The following is a 23603-nucleotide window of genomic DNA, read 5'->3' as shown; positions in this document are numbered from 1 at the left end:
TAATCGTAATCCTCTGTATTTTTCCTTATTATATCTAATGTAGATTATAGTAAGATTATTTAATGACCCCTGTACCTTTATAATTGGCTGAATGATAAATTGTAACACCATTTTTACGGGCACAATACTCTAAAAGAAGTTTTTGCAGCGTTGGCTCTATTGACGGAGCAAACCATGCATTATTACTGATTGCTATAAGATATTTCACATCACCTTCATAGATCTCTTGACAGGTCGCTTCATAGCAGATAGCATTTCGAAATTTTACGCCTTTGATGAGAAAATCTGTCGGCTTTGTTGCTGTTACAAAATCACTTGCACCATTGAAAAAAGTATCATTAATAAATTTTTGTGCAAACTTTGGCAGGGGAATATATTCGCCGAAAGGGACTAGAACCAGTTTTTTTGCAATTTTATAAGAGCCGTTTTGAAACATATAGGTCACATTGTAATTTTTCCTGTTTTCTTTTAAAAGTGAACCTGCAACAATCGTGATTTTTTGAGAAAATTTTTCTAAGTTCTCTATGAGTTTTGGTGTTTTGTTCATAAAAAGAGGGAACACCGACTCAGGTAAGATTATAACATCATAGCCTTCCTTGATTGCTTTTTGTATCTCTTGAAACATTGCATAAACTGTTGGATAAAGGTTTTCTCTTTGCCATTTGTCCTCTTGCTTTATCTCTGTTTGGATAAGTTTTATCTTAAGAGGTGCATCATATTGTGGAGGGTATCCATAATTGAGTGCTGCAATGAGTAAAACAAGAGGTAGATATTTATACTTCTTTGGCATAAGCGAGGGTAATGAAAGTGCTAAAAGCACTGCAGCAAACTGGTATTTATAGATACCGATATAGCTGTTAACAAAAGGGAGCTCTAACTGCATCCAGTTCCAGTCTAAGGGCTCAAAAAAGCTAAGTCCAAAGAGTAAAAAAGCTCTGATAAGAGCATTGTTTGTAAAATAGAGCGGTAGAAAAAAAAGCAGATAGATAAAACCAAAAGCAACAGTAATGATGGGTTCCATATAGCTGATACCCTGATACTTAAAACTGTAGCCTATCCAGTAAAACCAAAGCAGACCAGTAAAAAAACCAAAAACAAGAATAGATTTTTTGGGTAGATATAAAAGCATTGCAAAGGCAGCCAAACCAAGAGCTGTATTGATGATTTTATAACTCAGTCCAAAATGTTCTAAATAGATAAATGCACCGAGTAAAAATGCTGTGAAAATTCCTAGTAAAATCTCTTTTATTAATTTATTCATGATGAAATTGTACACAATTTATAAGTATGTTAGTATAAGTTTTGTATAATCCCTACAATTTTAACTAAAGGATATGCCAGTCATGGAAATTATTTCTCAACTGTTACCGTTTATATTTTTAATTGCAATTATGTATTTTGTAATTATTCGTCCACAGCAAAAAGAGGCTAAAGCCAAAAAAGAGATGGTGGAGTCTTTGAAAAAAGGTGATAAAGTAGTTACAAATGGTGGTTTTATCGTTGTTGTTCATAAGGTTGAAGAGAACTTTTTTACTGTAAAAATGAACGATGATACAATCGTAAAAATTTTAAAAGACTCCATTGCAAAGAAGTATGAGGATGAAGCTTAATTACAGAATAGTCATCTTTGCATTAGCAATTGTATTTGGGGTAGTTTTTTCTGTCCCATCACTTCTGCAGACGCAAGGTGGAAAAAAAATAACTTTAGGCCTTGACCTTCAAGGTGGTCTGCATATGCTTTTGGGCGTAAAAACCGATGAAGCGTTAAAATCCCGTATCAAGTCCATCGCTGCGAGTGTCAAGCACTTTGCAGATAGAAATGACATCTTGATAGATGGACTGACATTTGATGAAAACAGTGTACGTGTTGAAGTGCTTGACAGTGATGAGATAAAATCATTTGATGAGTTTTTATCTAAAATCGAGGGTGCAAAAGTTGCAACAAACGACAGTGTGATCACTGTTTCATTTACACCGCAAGAGATTGAGAAAATCAAAAAACTGGCAATCACGCAGGCAATCGAGACAATCAGAAACAGACTTGACCAATTTGGACTTTCAGAGCCAATCGTTGCACGTCAAGGAGAGGAGAAGATCCTTGTAGAACTTGCAGGTATCAAGACTCCCGAAGAAGAGCAGCGTGCACGTGAGCTTATCAGCCGTGCTGCAAAATTAGAGCTTATGGCTGTTGATGAAGATAGAAATGCTCGTGTTTATAATATGAGTGATGCAGATGCCGCATCGTATGGTGATGTGATTTTACCGGATGCAAAAAATCCTAAAATCAAATATCTTGTTCATGAGATTCCTATCTTAGACGGCAGTATGCTTACCAATGCAAATGTCGGCTTTGACCAAAATAACCGTCCGGTCATTAACTTTAAACTCAATGCCGAAGGTGCAGAGATATTTGGTGACTTTACCGGAGCAAATGTCGGTAAACGTCTTGCGATTGTTTTAGACGGGAAGGTTTTTTCAGCTCCAAATATTAACGAGCGTATTGGTGGTGGTGCTGGACAGATCTCTGGGAACTATACAGTTTTAGAAGCAAAAGATTTAGCGATTGCACTTCGCTCAGGAGCACTTCTTGCACCGATTTATTTGATGGAGAAACGCTCCGTTGGACCAAGCTTGGGAGCGGATAGTATTAAGGCTTCTATGGTAGCACTAATCGGTGGTTTTGTTTTAGTAATTGTCTTTATGATTATTTACTATCGTATGGCTGGTATTATTGCAAATATTGCGCTTATTGCCAATCTTTTTATTCTTTTAGCGGTAATGAGTCTTTTTGGTGCGACACTGACACTTCCTGGTATGGCTGGTATTGTATTAACTGTCGGTATGGCAGTTGATGCCAATGTAATTATCACTGAGAGGATCCGTGAGCTTATCTATGAAGGCAAATCGATGCATAAAGCTATCGAAGATGGATATGCAAATGCGATGCGTGCTATTTTAGATGCAAATATTACGACGTTAATTGCGTCAATTGTCCTTTATGTGTATGGTACAGGTGCTATTAAAGGTTTTGCAATTACGATGAGTATTGGTATTTTAGCTTCAATGCTCACAGCTATTTTAGGTACACATGGAATCTACCAGATGCTTGAGTCTAAAATGAACAAAAGTAAAAACTACCGTTTTTGGTTTGGGATTAAAGGATAATTATGGAGTTTTTTAAATATAAACACCCACTAGATTTTATGGGTAAATCAAAAATTGCTATGGCAATTTCTATTATCCTGATTCTTGCTTCGTATGCAATTCTGGCGACAAAAGGTCTCAATTACGGTATTGACTTTGCCGGTGGAACAATCGTTCAGGTAAAGTATGATACAGAAGCACCAATCAAAGAGATGCGTGAGCAGTTAAAAGGCAACAAACTTTTTGATAATGCATCTATCACGGAATTTGGTTCGCCTGATGAGGTTGTTATCCGTATGAAGACAACGACAGGCAATGTAACACAGGATATCGGTGATGTAACACGTGAAGCTCTTAAAGGGACAGGAAATTTTGAGATTCGTCGTGTGGACATTGTTGGTCCAAAAGTTGGAAATGAGTTAAAAGAGAAAGGGCTTATGGCACTTTTTCTCTCTGTTGCTGCAATTTTAATCTATGTGGCATTTCGATTTGAGTGGCGTTTTGCGATTGCATCAATCGTAGCACTGATTCATGATGTCTCGATTGCAATGGGTGCCGTGGCACTCTTTAAAATTGATGTGAACCTTGATGTCCTTGCTGCGATACTCACACTGCTTGGGTATTCACTTAACGATACCATCATTGTATTTGACCGTATCCGTGAGGGTATAGTGAAGTCCAAAAATGTGAATTTGGCTGAGATTATCAATGAGTCCATTACGAGAACATTGGCGCGTACGACACTGACTTCATTGACAACATTCTTTGTGGTATTTACACTCTTTATGTTTGGTGGTGAGATTATTCATGCTTTTGCATTTACGCTTCTTGTGGGTATAATTGTTGGTACATATTCATCAATCTTTGTTGCTTCTCCAATATTGATGCTTTTTGGTTTTGATGTGAAAAAATATCACACAAAACTGGCCCAAAAAGCAAAACGTGAAGCTGAAAAAGAGAGAATGAGAGCACAATTTGAATCAGGAGTAATGTAATGGATTGGGGTAAAGTAGTTTACGTATTTTTTTCATTGATGAGTTTAACATCAATAGCAGGTTTTTTATATGAAAATACAGCGATTTCGTTGTTTATGGCAGCAAGTGTGAATCTAATCTCGACAATTTTAAAGATCGGGGTAAGAAATCTGCTTTCAGCGGAGCTTTTGGCTTCATCACTTGTAGCAGACTTACACCTTATTCCTGCATTTGTGTTTTTAGTGATAGTTCATGATGACTCGTGGGCAATTGCGCTCTCGATTGGGGCTCTCATTGCAAATCTGTTTTCAATGGGACTTGTCTACATTGAGAGTTCAAAAACACACGAAGAGTATTAAAAGATTTAAATAAATAGGAATAATGACCTTGGAATATAGTGCAAAAAATATAGAAAAAAAATGGCAAGAGTATTGGAAAAAAAACGAGAGTTTTGAGCCGAGTGAAGATTTCACACAAGAGAAGAAGTATATCCTTTCGATGTTTCCATTTCCGAGTGGAAGATTACATATGGGACATGTGAGAAACTACTCAATCTCTGATGCTTTTGCAAGATATCACAGACAGCAGGGCAAAAATGTTCTGCATCCAATCGGATTTGACAGTTTCGGTATGCCTGCGGAAAATGCAGCTATCAAAAACGGAAGTCATCCAAAATCTTGGACTTATGACAATATAGACTATATGAAAAACGAGTTCTATTCGCTTGGTTTTTCATTTTCACGCAAACGTGAACTAGCAACTTCGGATGAGCTCTATACGAAATTTGAGCAGGGCTTTATTATAGATATGTACAATGCAGGGCTTTTATACCGTGAAAAAGGGATGCTTAACTGGTGTCCGCATGACCAGACTGTTCTTGCAAATGAACAGGTGATTGACGGATGCTGTTGGCGCTGTGATACTCCGATAGTGAAAAAAGATATGAATCAGTACTACTTTAAAATTACGAAGTATGCTGATGAGCTTTTAGAAGACCTCAAAAAGTTAGAATATGGCTGGCCGAAGCAAGTTCTTACAATGCAGGAGAACTGGATAGGTAAATCAAATGGTTTGGCATTTGACCTCTACTTTGATGAAGCAAGCAAAGCAAAACTTGATAGCAAGTTTGAGAGCTTTGATGTCTTTACAACACGTCCGGATACTATCTATGGTGTAAGCTATACAGCTTTAGCCCCTGAGCATGAAATCGTTACGTATATGATCGATAATGGCTTACTTGATGAGACTACAGTAGCAGCAATCAATACGATGAAAAATGCCTCTTCAATTGATAGACAAAAAGAGAAATCAGGTTTGGCGTTGGGGCTGAATGTTGTACATCCGCTTACGGGTAAAACTGTTCCTGTGTGGATAGCAAATTTTGTGTTGATGGATTATGGTAGCGGGGCTGTTATGGCAGTACCTGCTCATGATGAGAGAGACTATGATTTTGCTAAAAAATATGACCTTCCAATCAATCCGGTAATTGAGCCGTATGAGGGTGAGCATGACTTTAGCAAATCAGCATTTACGGAAGTTGGAAAGCTTATAAACTCTGATGAGTTTGAGGGCATGAATTCTAAAGAGGCACAAGCTAAAATCATCGAGATGTTTGAAGCAAAAAATCTAGGGAAGAAGACAACAAACTATAAACTCAAAGATTGGGGTGTGAGCCGTCAGCGTTACTGGGGTGCACCGATTCCTTTTGTTCACTGTGACTCGTGTGGTCTTGTGATGGAGAAAAAAGAGAACCTCCCTATCGCACTTCCTGAAGATATTGAGATTACAGGTGAGGGTAATCCACTTGAAAAACATCCAACATGGAAACACTGTAAATGTCCTGAGTGTGGCAAAGATGCGACTCGTGAGACAGATACTATGGATACATTTGTTGAATCTAGCTGGTACTTCTTACGTTTTTGTGCATCACCGCAGAACTGGGAAAAAGAGGCGTTTTCTGCTGAACAGATTAAGTACTGGATGGGTGTTGATCACTACATCGGTGGAATTGAGCATGCGGTACTTCATCTACTTTATGCACGTTTCTTTACAAAAGTCTTCCGTGATTTGGGATACCTTGATTTTGATGAACCATTTGATAGACTGCTCACGCAGGGAATGGTGCTAAAAGATGGTGCTAAAATGTCTAAATCAAAAGGCAATACCGTTGATCCTGATGCTATCATTGAAAAGTATGGTGCAGATACTGCCCGTCTTTTTATTCTTTTTGCTGCACCGCCAACACAAGAGTTAGAGTGGAATGACAGTGCTGTTGAGGGTGCATTTCGATTTATCAAACGTTTTTATGAGAGAAGCGCTAATGTAGTTGCATGTGAGCAAAAACCTGAAATTGAACATGCAAGTCTAAGAAAAGAGGAAAAATTTGCTCGTAAAAAAGTTTATGAAGCCTTAAAACGTGCCGAAGAAGTTTATAACGAGCGTTATACATTTAATACGATGATAGCAGGTGTTATGGAAGCGATGAATGCACTCAATGCGCAAAGCAATGTTGATGTATGGAGTGAAGCGTATTGGATTTTGACTTCTATAATGGAGCCTGTCATTCCACATACAGCCTCAGAGATAAGTGAAAAATATTTTAATCTCAAAAACTTTACAAAACAGGAGATTATTGAAGAAGTTTTTGTAGAAGAGAGTATCTCTTTAGGTGTTTCTGTTAACGGGAAAAAACGTGGAGAGATTGAAGTTGCACACGATGCTTCAAAAGAGGATATCATAGAAGCCGCAAAAGCTGAAGTTTCCAAGTGGCTTGAGGATAAAGAGATAGTCAAAGAGATTGTTGTTCCTAAAAAACTTGTCAACCTGGTAATTAAAGGTTAAATCATGAAATCTTTGCTTCCGCTTTTTCTTTTTTCTTTTTTATTGTTAGAGTTTAGCGGATGTGGTTATAAACCGAGCTCAAAATATTCTAGAGTAGTTGTCGGAGAAAAAATTAGTACAAATGTTGTAATCTCTGCGCAAGACCCCGAAAATACAGTTCTTATCAAAGATGCTGTAGACAAGGCTATTATTGAGGTTTTTCGTGCCTCTTTGGTTGAAAAGAGATATGCTGATACAGATTTGAGTTTTAGTATCTCTGAGCCAAGATATACACCGATTCAATATAATGCAGATGGTTTTGTTATCGCTTATCGTGCTACAATTACAATGCATATCACGCGAGAGACAAAAGATGTGAAAAAGAACTATAATGCCGTAGGCACTTATGATTTCGCTATTGCTCCAAATGCAGTGATTACAGATCAAGAGAGATTTGATGCTATTAAATACAGTACACAAAAAGCGATTGCAGCTTTTATAGCACAGGTTTCAGCTGAAGGCTCAAGACAACCCTAGGAGAGAGTAATGACAATACAGACGATTATAAACAATGCAGTAAAACGACTCAAAGCAGAGGGGAGACTTTTAACTCCCGACTTTTATGCAGAGGCTTTTTGTAAAGAGGTCGAGCATGCCAAAATGAGTGTAGAAGATTGTAATCATGTAGAAAAATTTAAAAACATGCTCTCAAAAGATTTTCAAAAAGATTTGAAAAACTACCGCATCAAGACAATGAGTGAATTTGTCCGTTTTCTTATCTCTAAACTCAATCGTACCAATCCTACACAATGCTCTGATACCTTGGAGGCACAAACAATCTTGTGTAAACGTGCTTTGCAGGTTATAACAGTACTGCATAATAAAGAGGCTGCAGAGTTGGCAAAAAATAGTATTGATCTGCTTGAGAATGCTCCCACTCCTGAACAGTTGGATAATTTTCGTCAACGCTGGGTCAATTTTCTCACAACTTACGATGATACTTTTTTACAAAAACTAAAGAGTTTCGGAGATGTTGACAGCAGTGACTTGCAAAAAACGATAGAGAACCTGCAGGTTTTTAAGGCAGCAGAGAGTTCAGAAAATGAAACAATAAATCTGCAAAGAATATCCAAGCTCTTAGTCGCATCATTTGTTCCTTCTATCGCTTCAAGTGTCAATGATACAATAGCAAATGTAAGTGAAAAGATCACAAAGAATCCTGCAATATTAGATGATGACAATATAGAAAAAGAGATAAAATCAGCCATATCACTGCGTATTGCTTTAGATAAAGGGAGTGTTAAAGAGATGGTTGAATCCATTGATGGTGTTCTTGACAAGCTCTCTCTTCGTCTGATAGATATGATTGAAAGTTCTGATAACTCAAATGCGGAGATTCAGGCTATTAAAAAAGAGTTGGAATTGTACACAGTAGAATCAAGTAGTAATTTTAAAATTGCACATAAAAAGCTCTTTACTATAGCTGTTGCTTTGGAAGAAAATACACAATTGCTGAGCAAAAATTTAAAAGGACACAACGAAGATGTAGAAGCACTTAGTAAAAGAGTAAAAAAACTCGAAGCTGAGCTTGAAGAGGCAAAAAAAGAGTCTAAAGAGGACTTCTTGACAAAGCTTTACAATAAACGGGCACTTGATGAGTTTTTAGAGTTAAAAGAGGCCGAGTATCAGCGGTATAACCGTAACTATGCTATTGTTATGTTTGATCTAGACCACTTTAAAGATGTAAATGATACTTTTGGACATGAAGCGGGAGATGCGGTTTTGGCAGCTTTTGCTAAAATACTCAAAAAAGAGGCACGCAGTGTTGATATTGTCGGGCGTTTTGGTGGAGAGGAATTTCTGGCACTCCTTAGTGATACAGATATGCAAGGTGGAGTTACTTTTGCTACTAAAGTTCTAAAACATGTAGAAAAAGCCCGTTTTATGTATAAAAAACAACGTCTTTCAATTACATCAAGTGCAGGGGTGAGTGAGCGAGCAAAACACGTCTCCCTGCAGGCAACAATCAATTCTGCAGATGAATATCTCTATATTGCCAAGAAAAACGGACGTAACAGAGTAGAGTATAAAAAGTAGTGTTATCAGCGTTTCTTGATGCAAAACCTCTTTTCTATGATGAGATAGATTACACACGTATGCCACGTGTATATGCACGTATAAAAGAGAAGTTTCAGCTTCCAAAAGTTATTCATATCATCGGTACAAACGGTAAAGGAACTACAGGGAGATTCCTAGCAACAGCACTGTATAAACTGGGATATAACACTGGACACTACACCTCCCCGCATATTGTAGAATTTAATGAACGTATCTGGTTTAATGGTCACAATGTTTCTATGGACATTTTAGAAACTGTTCATCAAGAACTTTTATCTATCCTCACGCAGGATGAAGCGGAGGCATTAAGCTACTTTGAATATACAACACTCCTTGCAATGCTCTTTTTTAGTAAAAGGAGTGATTTTATTATTTTAGAAGCCGGTCTTGGAGGTGAGCATGATGCCACGGCCGTTTTTGAAAATATACTTACACTTGTTACTCCTATAGACAGAGATCATGAGGCATTTTTAGGAGAAAATATCAGTGATATTGCACAAACAAAACTCTCTGCTATTCAAAGCAGTGCAATTCTTGCAAAACAGAAATATGAAGAAGTATATAAAAGTTTGCAGATGATACAAGAGCATAATAATATCACTACATATTCGTATGAAGAACTGCTTGGGCATGAAGATCATAGAAAGATTGAGAACATAACAAAGCATGAGGGACTGGTGCCATATCTGGTGCAAAATCTCTCTCTTGCAATAGCAGCCTTGAACTATTTGGAAATTAACTACTCGGCAGAAAATTTTTATAATGCAAGGTTATTTGGAAGACTGAGTGTTTTAGAGAAAAATATTTTAGTCGATGTAGGTCATAACGTACTTGCAGCGAAATCAATTTTAGAGAGTTTAAAAGATAAAAAATATATTTTAGTCTATAATAGCTACAAAGATAAAAATTACAAAGAGATATTATCGATTTTAAAACCCATAATTTCAAGAGTAGAGTTGATTGATGTTTATAATGCTCGCGTTGCTGAAAGTACCTTTTTACAAGAGACTCTTGAAAAATTAGGTATAGAATATAGTCAGTTTAAGAAGATAGATAAAAAAGAGCACTATTTGGTATTTGGTTCTTTTAGTGTAGTGGAGGCATTTTTGAAGGTGTATCGTGGATAAACATTTTACTATTACTATTCATGATGATAATGGTGTCAAACAGTTTAATCTGCATAAGTTTGTCAAAAAAGCTTTTTTGTATGCGGGGCTTTTTCTTTTAACACTGGGACTTATTGCAGTTGCGACAATCTTGTACCTCGATTACAGTGTCGATACAATGCAGCATAAAAAAGATGCAATAGAGCATGCTTATGAAAACCTCAAAGAGCAAAATGAACTGCTTGAAGAGACAATGAAAGCAACACGTTACTCACTGCTTGTCAAGAAACAAGAGTTGAATGAGCTCTCTGATTCACTTGCAGAGATTGAGACACTCATAGGTCTCAAACCTATCGGGGATGAGTCTTTGCGTGAGCGGGTAAGCATTGCCAAACTCAGCTCTTCCCAAAGAGCAACACTTCTGCAACTCATCCCAAGTGGCTCACCAATTGAGTATCATGGAATTACAAGTAAGTTTGGGTATAGAGTCCATCCAACATTACTAAAACGTGAGTTTCACCGTGGCTCAGACATGAAAGCAAAATTCAATACTCCAGTTTATGCTACAGCCGATGGCATTGTGGAGTGGTCAGGATACCATAAGCGCAGTGGATTTGGAAAACTTGTTATATTGGAGCATATGTATGGCTTTAAGTCGTACTACGGGCATTTAAACAAAGTTGTGGTAAAATCTGGTCAATTTGTAAAGAAGGGTGACCTCATAGCATACAGTGGAAATTCAGGTCTGAGTAATGGCCCACATCTGCATTATGAAGTACGTTTTATTCATAGAGCACTTAATCCGTTCTATTTTATAAAATGGACACAGCAAAATTATAATGAAATATTCCAAAAGGAGAAAAAAGTACCATGGCAATCTTTAATAACAGCGACGTCGCGACTAAAAGTAACCCCACAGATTCAAACACAGCAATCATCACAGCAGGTGCAAAAATCACTGGGGAAGTAGAGCTCTCTTGTAACTTATATATCGATGGTGAACTCGACGGCAGTATCAACTCTTCCAAAGAGGTCAATGTGGGAAAAAACGGGCGTGTTAAAGGTAATATCGTAACAAATAGACTTGTTGTTCAGGGCTATGTTGAAGGGAGTGTCGAAGCTGACAGAGTAGAGATAAAAGCAGCTGGTCATGTCAATGGTGAGATTACTTCAATTGAGCTAGTTATAGAGTCAAAAGGTATTTTTGAAGGGAATTCTATTGTCAAGAACAGCTCCAATCATGCCGTTATAGATAAAACTGCTGCAGTAAAAAAAGCATAATACAGGAACTGAATGTCTCAAGCCGCACTTTATAACTATTTTAAAAACTCTCATGAAGAGTTTGACATCCTTATATGCGAGGATAGTAAAGAGGTTCACAAGTTAGAAAATGTAGCAAAATTTTTTAACAAAGATATTATCACCTTTGTGGATTTTCGTCCATCCCTTGGGGATGATCTACGCTCTTATAAAGAAGAGTTGCATGAGCTTTTAGCTGCTTTGCGAAATTATCATGAAGCCCAAAAAAAGCCATTGATAATTTCACCACTGAAAACATTCCTTTTCCCTCTTCCTAAAAAAGAGTTTTTAGACTCGATGAATTTGGAATTTGGCAGTGAGATAGATCTGCAAAGCTTTAAAGAGAAGATGCTCTTTTGGGGTTATACTTTTGTAGATATGGTTCAGGTTGCTGGAGAGATATCACACCGTGGAGATATCATAGATATCTTTGTTCCATCAAGTCAAAATCCTGTCAGAATCTCTCTTTTTGATACAGAGATAGAGCAGATAAAAGCGTTTGATCTTGACTCGCAGCGGACAGTGGGTGATGAACTGGACTCCATAGAGATTACAAGTGCATTTTTTGCTTTGAATGAAACAGAATATGCAAGGCTCAATGAACGGATACAAAAGAGTGAATTTGATGCACTTTCTCGTGATATCGCATCACTTGGTTTTTGGCATCTTGAAGAGATGGCAGAGAACTTTTTAGCAGATAAGAAAGCGATCTTCTCATGCAAGATGGATGATGCTCTTATTGATGCCTATGCCATTAATAACCCAATAATCTCACGTGAGGTATTTAATCTTGCAGTATTGAGTGAAGATGAGAGGGTAAAAGAGCTCGTAGTTGCTAATGCAGCGCAGCTTATCAAAGTCCATCAAGAGAAAAAAATCATACTTATCGCTGCAAACAAAGCGACCATAAAACAAGCTGGGATTTATGATACAACAAACATCGAAGTTGTGGAAGCGCCTTATATCTTAAATATTATTACCGATGATGAGGTTGTTATATCGCTCAACAAGCCTCAAAAGAAGCGACGTAGAAGAAAAAGTTCAATCCTGCTTGATGATTTAAAGGCAGGCGATTATGTCGTTCATGAAGATTATGGTGTTGGAATTTTTGAAAAGATTGAACAGGCAGAGATCTTAGGCGGGGTAAAAGATTTTATCGTGATCAAGTATATTGGTGATGATAAGATTTTACTGCCGGTTGAAAATCTTGACTATATTGACCGTTACATTGCAGGTGGTGGAAGTGTGCCTGTGCTTGACAGACTTGGCAAAGGAAGCTTTGGAAAGCTCAAAGCCAAAGTACGTAAACGCCTTTTAGAGATTGCCGGACAGATTGTAAACACTGCCGCAGTAAGGGCTTTAATAAAAGCTCCAAAAATTACACTTGCGAAAAAAGAACTTCAAGAGTTTCAGGCACTCTCAGGGTTTGAATATACAGAGGACCAGACACAGGCAGTCAATGAAATCCTCACGCAGATGAGCTCCGGGCATATTATGGATAGACTGCTCAGTGGTGATGTTGGTTTTGGAAAGACAGAAATCGCACTTAATACTATTTATGCCGCTTATAAATCAGGATATCAGTCAGCCTTTATCGTACCGACGACACTCCTTTCAGCACAGCATTTTAGGAGTCTGGATGAGCGTTTTTGTGAGCTGGGGATTCGTTATGCAAAACTTGACAGATTTGTAAGCACGAAAGAAAAAAATGCCATCATCAAAGGTTTGGCTAGTGGAGAGATAGATTGTGTAGTTGGTACGCATACTCTTTTTGGTCTGGAGTTTAAAAAACTGGGTGTTGTTATCATTGATGAGGAACACAAATTTGGTGTGAAACAAAAAGAGAAGATAAAAGAGCTCTATCATAATGTGCATCTGCTTTCAATGTCAGCAACGCCGATTCCAAGAAGTCTCAATCAGGCACTCAGCTCCATTAAAACCATGAGTCAGCTCTTAACACCACCGAGTGAGCGTCAAGGAGTGCGTACTTTTGTAAAAGAGTATGATGAAAAACTCATCAAAGAGGTCATCCTGCGTGAGCTTCGTCGTGGCGGACAGGTTTTTTATGTACATAACTCAATTGACCATATGCCTATTAAAATGGGTGAGTTAAAAGCACTACTTCCAGATTTGAGAATTTTGATGTTACACTCTAAAATCTCAGCGGTCGAAACAGAAAAAGAGCTTTTAAAGTTTGAAGCGGGTGAGTATGATATGATGATTGCAACATCTATCATCGAGAGTGGAATTCACATGCCAAAGGTTAACACTATCATTGTTGACGGTGCGGATAGATTTGGTATAGCAGATTTGCATCAGTTGCGTGGACGTGTTGGACGTGGACATGTTGAGGGTTTTGCCTATTTTATAGTTCAAAACAAAGAAGCTCTCACAGATGAAGCGAAAAAACGCCTTTTGGCACTGGAGTCCAACTCATTTTTAGGTTCAGGTTCAGTTCTCGCACATCATGATTTAGAGATTCGTGGTGGTGGGAACCTGGTAGGTGATGCACAGAGCGGACATATCAAAAATATTGGTTATTCGCTCTATCTGCGTATGCTTGAGGATGCCATCAAAGAGCTTAGCAATACAAAAGAGAGTCAGAAGATAAAAGTAGATATCAAACTGACTATTTCGGCATATATCTCTGATGATGTGGTACAAGAAGATAGGCTCCGTTTAGATATTTACCGTCGTCTTTCACAATGTGAAGAGGCAGTTGAAATTTATGAGATAGAAGAGGAGGTGATTGACCGTTTTGGTGAACTTGATATGCCGACAAAGCAGTTTTTTGAGTTAATGGTCATTAAACTCTTAGCACTTGATAAGAAGATAAAGTTCATCGGAAACTATGGGCAAAATATCACCTTTACTTATCTCAATGACTCAAAAGAGACGATAAAATCAGAGAGCAAAGATGATGATGACATCATCAAAGCAACGCTCTTTTATCTTAGAAACAACAAACCAAAGGTACTATAATGAAAATAGCTTTTATTGGCGATATCGTAGGACGTCCTGGGCGAGATATGCTCAAGATGCATTTGGCAAAATTAAGAGAAGAAGAGAAGTTAGATTTTGTTATAGCAAACTATGAAAATGCATCACATGGTTTTGGCCTGACTGCAAAGAACTGTAATGAGCTTTTTGCTTACGGTGTTGATGTGATGACAGGCGGCAATCACTCCTGGGATAAAAAAGATATCTTACCCCTTTTTGAGACCCATGAGATACTGCGTCCGCATAACTATCCTGAGGAAGTTGCAGGAACGGGCTGCAGAGTTTATGATGTCGCAGGTGAGAAGCTTGCTGTGCTTAATCTGATGGGACATTACAGTATGCCATATGCTGATAATGTTTTTCGCTGTGCACAGAAGAGTGTAGAGCGTCTGCGTGAGGATGGAGTAGAAAATATATTTATTGATTTTCATGCAGAGGCCACAAGCGAAAAACGGGCAATGATGATGCTTCTTGAAGGACAGGTAAGCGCTATCATTGGGACACATACACATGTCAGCAGTGATGATTTTCAGATTGTACAGGGAACTGTATACCTCAGTGATATTGGACTTACCGGATGTCGTGACAATGTTATAGGGATGGATAAAAAAGTACCATTAACGCAATTTTTAACGGGAATGAAAGGCCATTTTGATGTTCCAAAAAAGTGTAAAAAGATACTGCAGATTGCCATTATGGAGATAAGCTCCGGGAGTTGTAGATCTGCTTATAAATTAAAAATATTTGACGATAATAGAGTTATCAAAACAGATGCATGGATCGAAGATTAGAAGTTGGTACATTACTTGCATAAAAGATAGCGAAAATGTGTTAATTTTGTGTTAACTCCATGTTTATGTAATGAGATTCTCTTGTTTTTATATATAAAACACATAATATAATCAAGAAATCACAGGATTTAAGATATAATACAAATTAAAATTGCAAAAGGGAACTTAGTGGTTAAAAGAGTCATAATTATTGGTCTTTTTACTTTAATAAACATACACACGTTAACAGCTTTAACAATTAAAGAGAGTGTTGTTGAAGTTATGGATACTAACCCTGTTGTTCAAGAGAGATTACGTAACTATAGAGCTACACGAGAAGATTTAAATATTGCAAATGCAGAGTACCTGCCAAGTGTAGATTTTAGAGCAAGTCTAGGTTATACAAAAGCCGGTTTACTAAAAGGTGCTAATAGTAGTTGGAATCATGCCGTAGGTGATGAAAGTTATGGTAATTATGAATCTTCTTTAGTGCTAACGCAAAATCTTTTTGATGGTTTTGGTACGACATACAAAGTCTCGTATCAAGAGGCAAGAATATTAGCTGCTGCATATAACTACATAGAAAAAGCCAATGATATCGCCTATAAGATGACTAATGCCTACTTGAATGTACTGCGTGAATATGAGCTTTTGCAAACTACTCGTGAAAATGTGCAGATAAATGAAGAGATTTTCAAGAAGGTAAAAGACCTCTATGACTCTGGTCTTACAACGGATTCTGAAGTAAAAAAGATCGAATCAGCACTCTCTTTGGCTCGCTCAAACCTGACAGTACAAAAAAATAACACAAGAGACAAAGAGTACAACTTCAGAAGAGTTCTTGGTCGTATGCCTCACGTCGCAGAGATGCAAAAGCCTGATCTTAATGTCAGTATGCCAAGCTCTGTTGAACGTGCTGCTGAGTATGCAATCAATCATAATCCCTCTTTATTGGTAAGTCGTTATAACATTAAAGGTGCACAGGCAATTTGGAAGCAGCACCAAAAAGAGTTTTATCCAAAAATCGATTTGGAAGTGACACAAAACTTTAATGATGTGCAAAAGACAAATGCTTTTGATCAGCCCGATGACAGATTTAAAGCGCGTGTTGTACTTTCTTATAATCTTTTTAGAGGTTTTGCTGACAGAGCAACAGTGCAAAAAGATGTGAGTAAAATAAACCAAGAAGTTGAGACAAAACGAGACTTGAAACGTCAAGTCATTGAAGCGCTTGACTTGTCTTGGAATGCTTATGAGATGATAGCTCTGCAACTCAAAGATTTACGAGATTATAAAGTTTTTGCAGAGAAGACTTTAGAGCTTTATAAAGAAGAGTATGATTTAGGACGTCGCTCTTTGCTTGATCTTTTAACGGCACAAAATGATGTTATCAACTCCCGTGCGCAAATCATTAAAGCAGAGTATGATTATCTACTTGCTAAGTATAGAATACTTGATGCAATGGGACTCTTACCATTAGCCATTATCGGAGATACAAAAGAGTTTGATGCCAGAGTAAATCTTTATATCAACAGTGATGCAGACCAGGTCATAGATACATTGCCTGTAAAATATGATGTTGATAATGACAAAATAGCAGATGATGAAGATCTGTGTGACAACTCTCTTTTAGAAAATAATATCATGCCATATGGTTGTGTGAAGATGACACGTGACAGTGATGGTGACGGTATTATCAACTCAAAAGACAAGTGTCCAAATACACCTAAAAATGCAAAAGTATCGTCTGATGGCTGTGCAGTTGATGTTGATATGGATGGTGTAAAAGACTACAAAGATAAATGTCCAAATACACCGCTTGGATACAATGTCAATGAAGATGGTTGTGCGATTTCACTGAACCTTGGTGTTAATTTTGCCTACTATAGTGATGTTATCGATAAAAACTCCTATGCAAATATTGAAAAGTTTGCAGAGTTTGCAAAGAAAAACAAACAGTATAGAATCCATATCGTAGGGCATACAAGCTCACGCGGTGATACTGTACTCAATAAAAAACTTTCAAAAAGAAGAGCTGACTCAGTGAAACGTGCTCTTGTCAAGCTTGGTATTGCTGCTGATAGAATTACAACAGAAGGTCGAGGTGAGGAAGAACCTATAGCTGACAATGAAACACCTGAGGGAAGATATATTAACCGCAGAGTTGAAGTAGAGTTAACTCTTGAAGATTGGAGATAGCAGGATGAAAAATGTAGTACAACTTTTTTTGATGCTTGTTATCACAACACTGTTGCATGCTTCTATCTCTCAAGAGCTTGAAGATAATTTCTATGATGATGACTTTGAAGAGATTATTCGTTTTGAAATGCTGCATTTTACATCAGAGAATACTCTTGATGAAAAGTCTGAAAAAACCTTAGAAACTGCTATTGAAAAAATTAAAGAACTCAATGAATCATACAAATTAAAAATAACATTGGTTGGGCATATTTACCGTGCAGATGATTATTATGTTGGTAAAATAGACAATAATTTAGCATATAACAGTAATATAAACAGCAGTAATGATAACCAGACAAAACTCTATCTTGATAGTGTGAAAAACAGACTTACAGAGAGTGGTGTAAATGAAAAAACACTCTCTTTATACTCAAAAAGAGGTAAAGTACTGGGCTTTAGCGATGAGATACAAGAGAGTGGCAGACTCTCAGACCGTGTAATGTTGAGTGTCTATGTACTCAAACCTGAAGATATTGACAGTGATAGAGACGGAGTGTATGACAGATATGACAGATGTATAGGAACTCCTCGTGGCTCAAAAGTGGATAAAAATGGATGTCCGGTTGACAGTGACCATGACGGGGTTTTAGACTATAAAGATAGATGTCCAGATACACCACCAGAAGGTGTAAGTGTGGATGCACATGGTTGCCCTCTTGACAGTGACCATGATGGAGTTGTTGATTACAAAGACAAGTGTGAAAACACACCTGCCGGCGTAAATGTAGATCCACATGGCTGTGCAGTAAAACAGACATTAAAATTAAATTTTAAAACTGGTTCTGATAAAATACTCAAAAACTCATACGCTGAAGTGCAAAGATTTGCAGAGTTTTTGAAAAAGAATCCAGGCTATAAAGTAAAAATTATAGGACATACGGATAGTATAGGTAAAGCAGTAACAAATATGGCACTCTCCATTAAAAGAGCCCAAGCGGTTAAAGCTGCTTTAGTTGCGGAGGGTATTGATGCGTCAAGAATTGTAGCAACAGGTCGGGGTGAGCTTGATCCGATAGAGTCTAACAGAACAAAAGAGGGGCGAAAAGCGAATCGTCGTATTGAGATAAAGTTATTCAACTAAAAGTTTAGGAAAAGCATGAACGAACATAAGATTACGGTACATGAAGATACACTCTTAGATACTTTTGTCCTTTTTATTAAGCTCTTTCATAAGCCTTTTAGTAAAGAGGCTCTCTTAGCAGGTCTTCCTATTCATGATTCTCAAAAGCTTTTCTCTAAAGATAGTTCAAAATCTCTTTTCTCACGTGTGGCAGCCCGTGCAGGACTCAAATCAACCCTCATCAAACGCTCTATTGAAGATATGCTCTCTTTGCATCTTCCTGCAATTTTGCTCTTAAGTAATGATAATGTCTGTATATTGGAAAAATTTAATGATGATAAGACACAGGCAAAGATTATCTATCCTGAAGGTGATGGACTAGAGCAGTGGGTAAATGTTCATGATTTGGAAAAAGAGTACCTTGGCTTTGCTTATATTCTCAAAAAAGAGTTTGAGTATGATAAAAAAAGCTCACGTACACTGCAACTCAAACAAAAACATTGGTTTTGGAGCACACTCAAGCTCTCTATTCCAATCTATCGTGATGTTTTAATCGCATCTTTTTTAATAAATCTGTTTGTTTTGGCAACACCGCTCTTTACGATGAATGTTTATGACAGGGTGATTCCCAACAACGCAGAAGAGACCTTAATGGTCTTTACTATTGGGATTGTTCTTGTTTACATCTTAGACTTCTTTTTAAAGTTTACTCGAGCATACCTTTTAGAACTTGCTGGTAAAAAGAGTGATATCATTATGTCCTCTATTATCTTTGAAAAAGTTCTTGATCTGAAAATGGCAGAATATCCTCCATCAGTTGGTTCATTTGCCAATAACCTCAAAGATTTTGAAGCTGTTCGTTCTTTTTTTACAACAGCAACGATGACAGCTGTTATAGATCTGCCATTTGCCATTATCTTTCTTGCTGTCATCTATTATATTGGTGGATTGCTCGTTTTAGTACCTATAATTACAATATTTTTAATTTTAAGCTACTCATTGATCATTCGAAAACCTTTACAAGAGAGTATCGAAGCATCGCATGAAGCAAGTGCAAAGAAAAACGGCATACTGATTGAGACACTCCAAAATATCGAGACGGTTAAAACGATGCGTATGAATGGAAAAAAACAGTGGGAGTGGGAAGAATCAACAGGTGAGATTGCAGAGAAAAACCTGAAGTCTCGTCTGCTTTCCTCTTCTATTCCAAATGTGACAAATCTTTTTATTCAGCTCAATACTGTCTTTGTAGTTGTTTTTGGAGTCTATCTTATTAAAGAGTTTGAACTTACAATGGGTGGGCTTATTGCAATTGTGATTTTGACTTCAAGAACAGTAGCACCGATTGGGCAGGCTGCAGCACTTATTTCAAACTATTCTGATGCAAAGACAGCGTATGATACGCTCAATGAGATCATTTCACGTGAGGTGGAACGTCCTGCTGGAAAAGAGTTTGTAGAACGTCCGAAATTTCAAGGAAAAATAGAGTTTAAAGATGTTAGTTTTAACTACCCGGGTACAGAAGTACCAGCTCTTAGCAATGTGAGTTTCGTGATAGAGGCCGGAGAGAAAGTGGCCATTATTGGACGTATTGGCTCAGGAAAAAGTACGATTGCAAAATTGATTTTAAAACTCTATGAGCCAACAAGTGGAAAAATTTTAATCGATGATATCGATATCACGCAAATTGACCCGGCAGATCTGCGTAAATTTATCTCTTATGTACCGCAGGATATCCATCTTTTTAAAGGTACTATTAAAGAAAATATTGTCTCATCAGAGCAGCATCCCGATGTGGGAGATATTATCTATGCTGCTCAGGTCAGTGGTGTTGAAGAGTTTGTTCGCACACATCCATTGGGTTATGATATGCCAATCGGTGAGCGTGGTGCAGGACTCTCTGGAGGACAGAGACAAAGTGTAGGTGTGGCACGTGCACTAATGCAGGACAGCTCTATTATGATTATGGACGAACCAACAAATGCCATGGATCAAACCACAGAGAAGTGTTTGATGGACAAACTAAAAGTGGAGTTAAGAGACCAGACTCTCGTGATCATTACGCAAAAACTAGCGCTCCTTGATATGGTAGATAGAGTGATAGTCATGCATAATTCCCAAGTACTGCTAGATGATAAAAAAGAGCTGGTTCTCAAGCAGCTAAGTGGAGCTTCCAATGGCTAAAAAAGAGATAAAAAAGAACCTCTCAAAACGTGATTATGAGTTTATGCACTCTTTGAGTGCTGCCATTTTAGAGGTTGCTCCGACACGACTGCGTATTGTGCTCTATTTTTGGCTTGCAGCAATTATAATGTTTCTTACATGGGCAAATTTTGCCTATATTGATGAGATAGCAAGAGGTCAGGGGGAAGTCATTCCAAGCGGTGAAAACCAGATGATTCAAAATCTTGAAGGTGGGATTGTTGAGGAGATTCTTGTCCAAGAAGGTGACCCCGTTGAAAAAGGACAGGTACTTCTCAAAATTGACAATCAAAAATCTATCTCTTCTTATAGTTCAAACGAGATAAAAGCCGATGCTCTGCAGGCACAGATACTACGTTTAAAAGCAGAGTCTACCGGTCAGGACTTTATCGTTCCTGCTGACCTCAAAGAGAGACTGGCACAATTTATTGACAATGAAAAAAGTCTTTACAATACAAACAAACAACAGCTTAATTCAAAACTCAATGCACTGCGTGAGAAACTTGCACAAAAGAAGCAAGAGTTGGCAGAAGCATATTCACAACGTGACCATTTAGAATCATCTTACTCAATGATATCACGTGAAGTTCGTATGACAAAACCAATGGTGGCAAAAGGGGTGCGCTCAAAAATCGACTTTTTAAAACTGCAGCGTGAGGCCAATGAGATCGCTTCTAAGTATGATGCGGCTAAAAAATCTATTCCAAGGCTCAAGTCTGCCATCAAAGAGGTAAAAAGTAATATCAAAGAGACAAAGTTAAACTTTCAAAGTGAAGCAAAAACAAAACTCAATGAGGCTGTCGCAGAGCTAAGAGGCCTGCGCGTGACTTCAACGGCTTTGGAAGATCAGGTAACCCGTACCATTGTAAAATCTCCGATGAAGGGAATCGTACAAAAACTTTATGTACATACAATAGGGGGTGTAATTAAACCGGGTCAGGACATCATGGAAATCGTTCCAAGTGATGAGACTTTACTGGTAAAAGTGAAGATAAAACCAAAAGATATCGCATTTATCTATCTTGGGCAACGCGCCATAGTAAAATTTACCGCTTATGATTTCTCTATTTATGGTGGACTTGAAGGAAAAGTAGTTCTTATCTCTCCTGACAGTATTAAAGATGAAGAAGGGAATGTCTTTTATGAAGTACGTATCAAAACAGATAAGAACTACATAGGAAGACATGGGAAAAAACTCAAAATCATTCCTGGAATGACAACAAGTGTAGATATTATTACAGGACAAAAAACTGTGCTTGACTATATTTTAAAACCGATACTAAAAACAAAACAGTATACATTCACGGAGCGATAAATTAATGTCAATAATCCTCTACAGTGATGATATTAATCTCTTAGCCCATTGGGAAAAAGCTCTTGAAAATGAGACATACAAAAGTGTTGATGAGTTATATCAATTAGAAGATATACAAAACTCCATAATCATCATAGATTATGAATCATGCAAGAGAGATTGTGAAAAATTTTTAAAAGTATCCCGTGAAAGAGACAACCGTGTTCTTGTGCTTGATAGATTACCTGAGCTAAACAGAGCAAAAAGAGTACTGAAGTTTGGTGCATTTGGATATGGCAATGCTTTGATGCGACCGCACTTTATACTCTCTGCACTTGATGCTCTGCGTGAGGGTATGATTTGGCTTTATCCCGAACTCACATCCCAACTTATTTTAGAACTTCCGGAGAGTGAAGAAAAAAATAACGAAATCATGTTACAAAAATTAACGCCACGTGAAAAAGAGGTCGCACTCCTTTTAAAAGAGGGACTTACCTATAATGAGATAGCAGAGCGACTTGATATTTCAGCAAGAACTGTCAAAGCCCATGCACAGGCAACTTATCAAAAGCTTGATGTAAAAGACAGACTCGGTCTCGCACTCCTTTTAAAATAATTTTTTTAATACATTTTCCATACTGTCCCTAGGGACAATAGTATTGCTTTCTTTTTTTGCCTATAATCTAACAAACTAGGAAATTGTCTATATTTTAGGAGAGAGAAATGAAGGTAATTATCGGAACAGTCAAAGAGATAAGCGGAAAATTTTATGCCAAAGATGAACATGGTGATATCGTAGAATTGCATGTTGGAGATAAAATCAGCAAAGATATGCTTGTCTTTGGTGCAGATGGCAACAGCCCAAGTGCACATATAAAAATAGGCATGATGAATCTTGAACAGGCTCTTGAACTGACGGGGCTTGAAAAACAGATCTTTGACCTCTCTCTTATCGAAGACAACAATCTAGATGAATTTATCTCTCCAAATAATATAGACAAAGCAATTGAAAAAACAGGTGTATATGCTGAAGATGATGCAACAGACAAAGAAAAAGAAGGAAGCATCGATGATGAAACTGCTGCAGGAAGCGAAGCAGTAGTAGGGCACCTCCAAGAAGATAGCTTCCTAGCACGTGATAATGGTTTTGTTGATGTGCAAAGTAGTTTAAGAGATGCACAGTTTAATTCTCCTGATAATGGGGTGGATATAGATGGAACTCCTGTTCTATTAACAAATACAGAAGAAGATACTGAGACCCCGATAGATAATCCAAATAATAACAACCCGGTAGCGGCAGATGACACAGCAACAACTGATGAAGATACTGCCGTAACTATTAGTGTCCTTGGAAACGATACTGATGTCGATGGTGATAGCCTTATTGTGACAAGTGCAACTGCTGCAAACGGTACTGTGACGATCAATAATGATGGAACAATCACATACACACCAAATCAAGACTTCAATGGCAGCGATACAATCATTTACTCTATTAGTGATGGCAACGGCGGTACAGATACGGCAACTGTAAATATCACAGTAACGCCTGTAGATGATGCAACAGTAACAGCG

Annotated in this window: 19 protein-coding genes; 18 read left to right on the top strand and 1 reads right to left on the bottom strand. The window is 37.7% G+C overall.

The window, feature by feature from the left end:
* Positions 1–55 precede the first annotated feature (55 nt).
* On the bottom strand, positions 56–1261 hold the full coding sequence (locus tag ES948_RS06535) for an apolipoprotein N-acyltransferase (RefSeq protein WP_152184150.1): 1206 nt from the start codon (positions 1259–1261) through the stop codon (positions 56–58).
* Positions 1262–1343: 82 nt separating this feature from the next.
* On the opposite strand from ES948_RS06535, the gene yajC reads away from it, so the two are divergent.
* From yajC to ES948_RS06445, 18 genes are all read left to right on the top strand, one after another.
* Positions 1344–1610, top strand: a complete 267-nt coding sequence (gene yajC, locus ES948_RS06530; protein WP_152184149.1) for a preprotein translocase subunit YajC — start codon at positions 1344–1346, stop codon at positions 1608–1610.
* Entirely contained in the window at positions 1600–3165 is a 1566-nt protein-coding gene (gene secD, locus ES948_RS06525; RefSeq protein ID WP_152184148.1) for a protein translocase subunit SecD, read from the top strand. Before yajC ends, secD begins: the two co-directional genes overlap by 11 nt.
* 2 nt (positions 3166–3167) lie before the next feature.
* Positions 3168–4139: a protein translocase subunit SecF gene (secF, locus tag ES948_RS06520; RefSeq protein WP_152184147.1), complete on the top strand. Its 972-nt coding sequence runs from the start codon at positions 3168–3170 to the stop codon at positions 4137–4139.
* On the top strand, positions 4139–4477 hold the full coding sequence (locus ES948_RS06515) for a DUF6394 family protein (protein WP_152184146.1): 339 nt from the start codon (positions 4139–4141) through the stop codon (positions 4475–4477). The genes secF and ES948_RS06515 overlap by 1 nt, the downstream gene beginning before the upstream one ends.
* 28 nt (positions 4478–4505) lie before the next feature.
* Complete coding sequence (leuS, locus tag ES948_RS06510) at positions 4506–6959, top strand: leucine--tRNA ligase (RefSeq protein ID WP_152184145.1); 2454 nt, start codon at positions 4506–4508, stop codon at positions 6957–6959.
* Between the two features lie 3 nt (positions 6960–6962).
* The gene (gene lptE / locus ES948_RS06505) at positions 6963–7475 is read left to right on the top strand and encodes an LPS assembly lipoprotein LptE (protein WP_152184144.1); all 513 of its coding nucleotides are present in this window, start codon (positions 6963–6965) and stop codon (positions 7473–7475) included.
* 9 nt (positions 7476–7484) lie between these two features.
* Complete coding sequence (locus tag ES948_RS06500) at positions 7485–9035, top strand: GGDEF domain-containing protein (RefSeq protein ID WP_152184143.1); 1551 nt, start codon at positions 7485–7487, stop codon at positions 9033–9035.
* Entirely contained in the window at positions 9035–10183 is a 1149-nt protein-coding gene (locus ES948_RS06495; RefSeq protein WP_246153835.1) for a folylpolyglutamate synthase/dihydrofolate synthase family protein, read from the top strand. Before ES948_RS06500 ends, ES948_RS06495 begins: the two co-directional genes overlap by 1 nt.
* A complete protein-coding gene (locus tag ES948_RS06490) occupies positions 10176–11132 on the top strand; it encodes a M23 family metallopeptidase (RefSeq protein ID WP_152184142.1) in 957 nt (318 codons plus the stop codon). Before ES948_RS06495 ends, ES948_RS06490 begins: the two co-directional genes overlap by 8 nt.
* Positions 11033–11443 (top strand): bactofilin family protein, encoded by a 411-nt coding sequence (locus ES948_RS06485; RefSeq protein ID WP_152184141.1) that lies wholly within the window; start codon positions 11033–11035, stop codon positions 11441–11443. The genes ES948_RS06490 and ES948_RS06485 overlap by 100 nt, the downstream gene beginning before the upstream one ends.
* A gap of 12 nt (positions 11444–11455) precedes the next feature.
* Positions 11456–14443: a transcription-repair coupling factor gene (gene mfd / locus ES948_RS06480; protein WP_152184140.1), complete on the top strand. Its 2988-nt coding sequence runs from the start codon at positions 11456–11458 to the stop codon at positions 14441–14443.
* Entirely contained in the window at positions 14443–15252 is an 810-nt protein-coding gene (locus ES948_RS06475) for a TIGR00282 family metallophosphoesterase (RefSeq protein ID WP_152184139.1), read from the top strand. The genes mfd and ES948_RS06475 overlap by 1 nt, the downstream gene beginning before the upstream one ends.
* A 168-nt stretch (positions 15253–15420) precedes the next feature.
* Entirely contained in the window at positions 15421–17430 is a 2010-nt protein-coding gene (locus tag ES948_RS06470; protein ID WP_188109472.1) for a TolC family outer membrane protein, read from the top strand.
* A gap of 4 nt (positions 17431–17434) precedes the next feature.
* On the top strand, positions 17435–18553 hold the full coding sequence (locus ES948_RS06465; RefSeq protein ID WP_152184137.1) for an OmpA family protein: 1119 nt from the start codon (positions 17435–17437) through the stop codon (positions 18551–18553).
* 15 nt (positions 18554–18568) lie between these two features.
* On the top strand, positions 18569–20716 hold the full coding sequence (locus tag ES948_RS06460; RefSeq protein WP_152184136.1) for a type I secretion system permease/ATPase: 2148 nt from the start codon (positions 18569–18571) through the stop codon (positions 20714–20716).
* Positions 20709–22049 carry an HlyD family type I secretion periplasmic adaptor subunit gene (locus tag ES948_RS06455; protein ID WP_152184135.1) on the top strand — a complete coding sequence of 447 codons (1341 nt, stop codon included), beginning with the start codon at positions 20709–20711 and terminating at the stop codon, positions 22047–22049. Before ES948_RS06460 ends, ES948_RS06455 begins: the two co-directional genes overlap by 8 nt.
* Positions 22050–22053: 4 nt before the next feature.
* Positions 22054–22644 carry a response regulator transcription factor gene (locus ES948_RS06450; RefSeq protein WP_152184134.1) on the top strand — a complete coding sequence of 197 codons (591 nt, stop codon included), beginning with the start codon at positions 22054–22056 and terminating at the stop codon, positions 22642–22644.
* A gap of 107 nt (positions 22645–22751) precedes the next feature.
* Positions 22752–23603: Ig-like domain-containing protein (locus ES948_RS06445; protein ID WP_188109471.1), on the top strand; the 852-nt coding region annotated here is incomplete at its 3' end.

It is taken from the genome of Sulfurimonas indica (assembly GCF_009192995.1).
GTDB classification, from domain to species: Bacteria; Campylobacterota; Campylobacteria; order Campylobacterales; family Sulfurimonadaceae; genus Sulfurimonas; species Sulfurimonas indica.
Note: the sequence above shows the minus strand (reverse complement) of the source record. Positions and strands in the feature narration are given on the sequence as shown.

Coding starts and splice junctions, on each gene's coding strand:
- secF (WP_152184147.1), top strand. CDS start 3,168: ATGGAGTTTTTTAAATATAAACACCCACTAGATTTTATGGGTAAATCA.
- ES948_RS06460 (WP_152184136.1), top strand. CDS start 18,569: ATGAACGAACATAAGATTACGGTACATGAAGATACACTCTTAGATACT.
- ES948_RS06500 (WP_152184143.1), top strand. CDS start 7,485: ATGACAATACAGACGATTATAAACAATGCAGTAAAACGACTCAAAGCA.
- yajC (WP_152184149.1), top strand. CDS start 1,344: ATGGAAATTATTTCTCAACTGTTACCGTTTATATTTTTAATTGCAATT.
- lptE (WP_152184144.1), top strand. CDS start 6,963: ATGAAATCTTTGCTTCCGCTTTTTCTTTTTTCTTTTTTATTGTTAGAG.
- ES948_RS06455 (WP_152184135.1), top strand. CDS start 20,709: ATGGCTAAAAAAGAGATAAAAAAGAACCTCTCAAAACGTGATTATGAG.
- ES948_RS06485 (WP_152184141.1), top strand. CDS start 11,033: ATGGCAATCTTTAATAACAGCGACGTCGCGACTAAAAGTAACCCCACA.
- ES948_RS06450 (WP_152184134.1), top strand. CDS start 22,054: ATGTCAATAATCCTCTACAGTGATGATATTAATCTCTTAGCCCATTGG.
- ES948_RS06515 (WP_152184146.1), top strand. CDS start 4,139: ATGGATTGGGGTAAAGTAGTTTACGTATTTTTTTCATTGATGAGTTTA.
- ES948_RS06465 (WP_152184137.1), top strand. CDS start 17,435: ATGAAAAATGTAGTACAACTTTTTTTGATGCTTGTTATCACAACACTG.
- secD (WP_152184148.1), top strand. CDS start 1,600: ATGAAGCTTAATTACAGAATAGTCATCTTTGCATTAGCAATTGTATTT.
- mfd (WP_152184140.1), top strand. CDS start 11,456: ATGTCTCAAGCCGCACTTTATAACTATTTTAAAAACTCTCATGAAGAG.
- ES948_RS06535 (WP_152184150.1), bottom strand. CDS start 1,261: ATGAATAAATTAATAAAAGAGATTTTACTAGGAATTTTCACAGCATTT.
- ES948_RS06475 (WP_152184139.1), top strand. CDS start 14,443: ATGAAAATAGCTTTTATTGGCGATATCGTAGGACGTCCTGGGCGAGAT.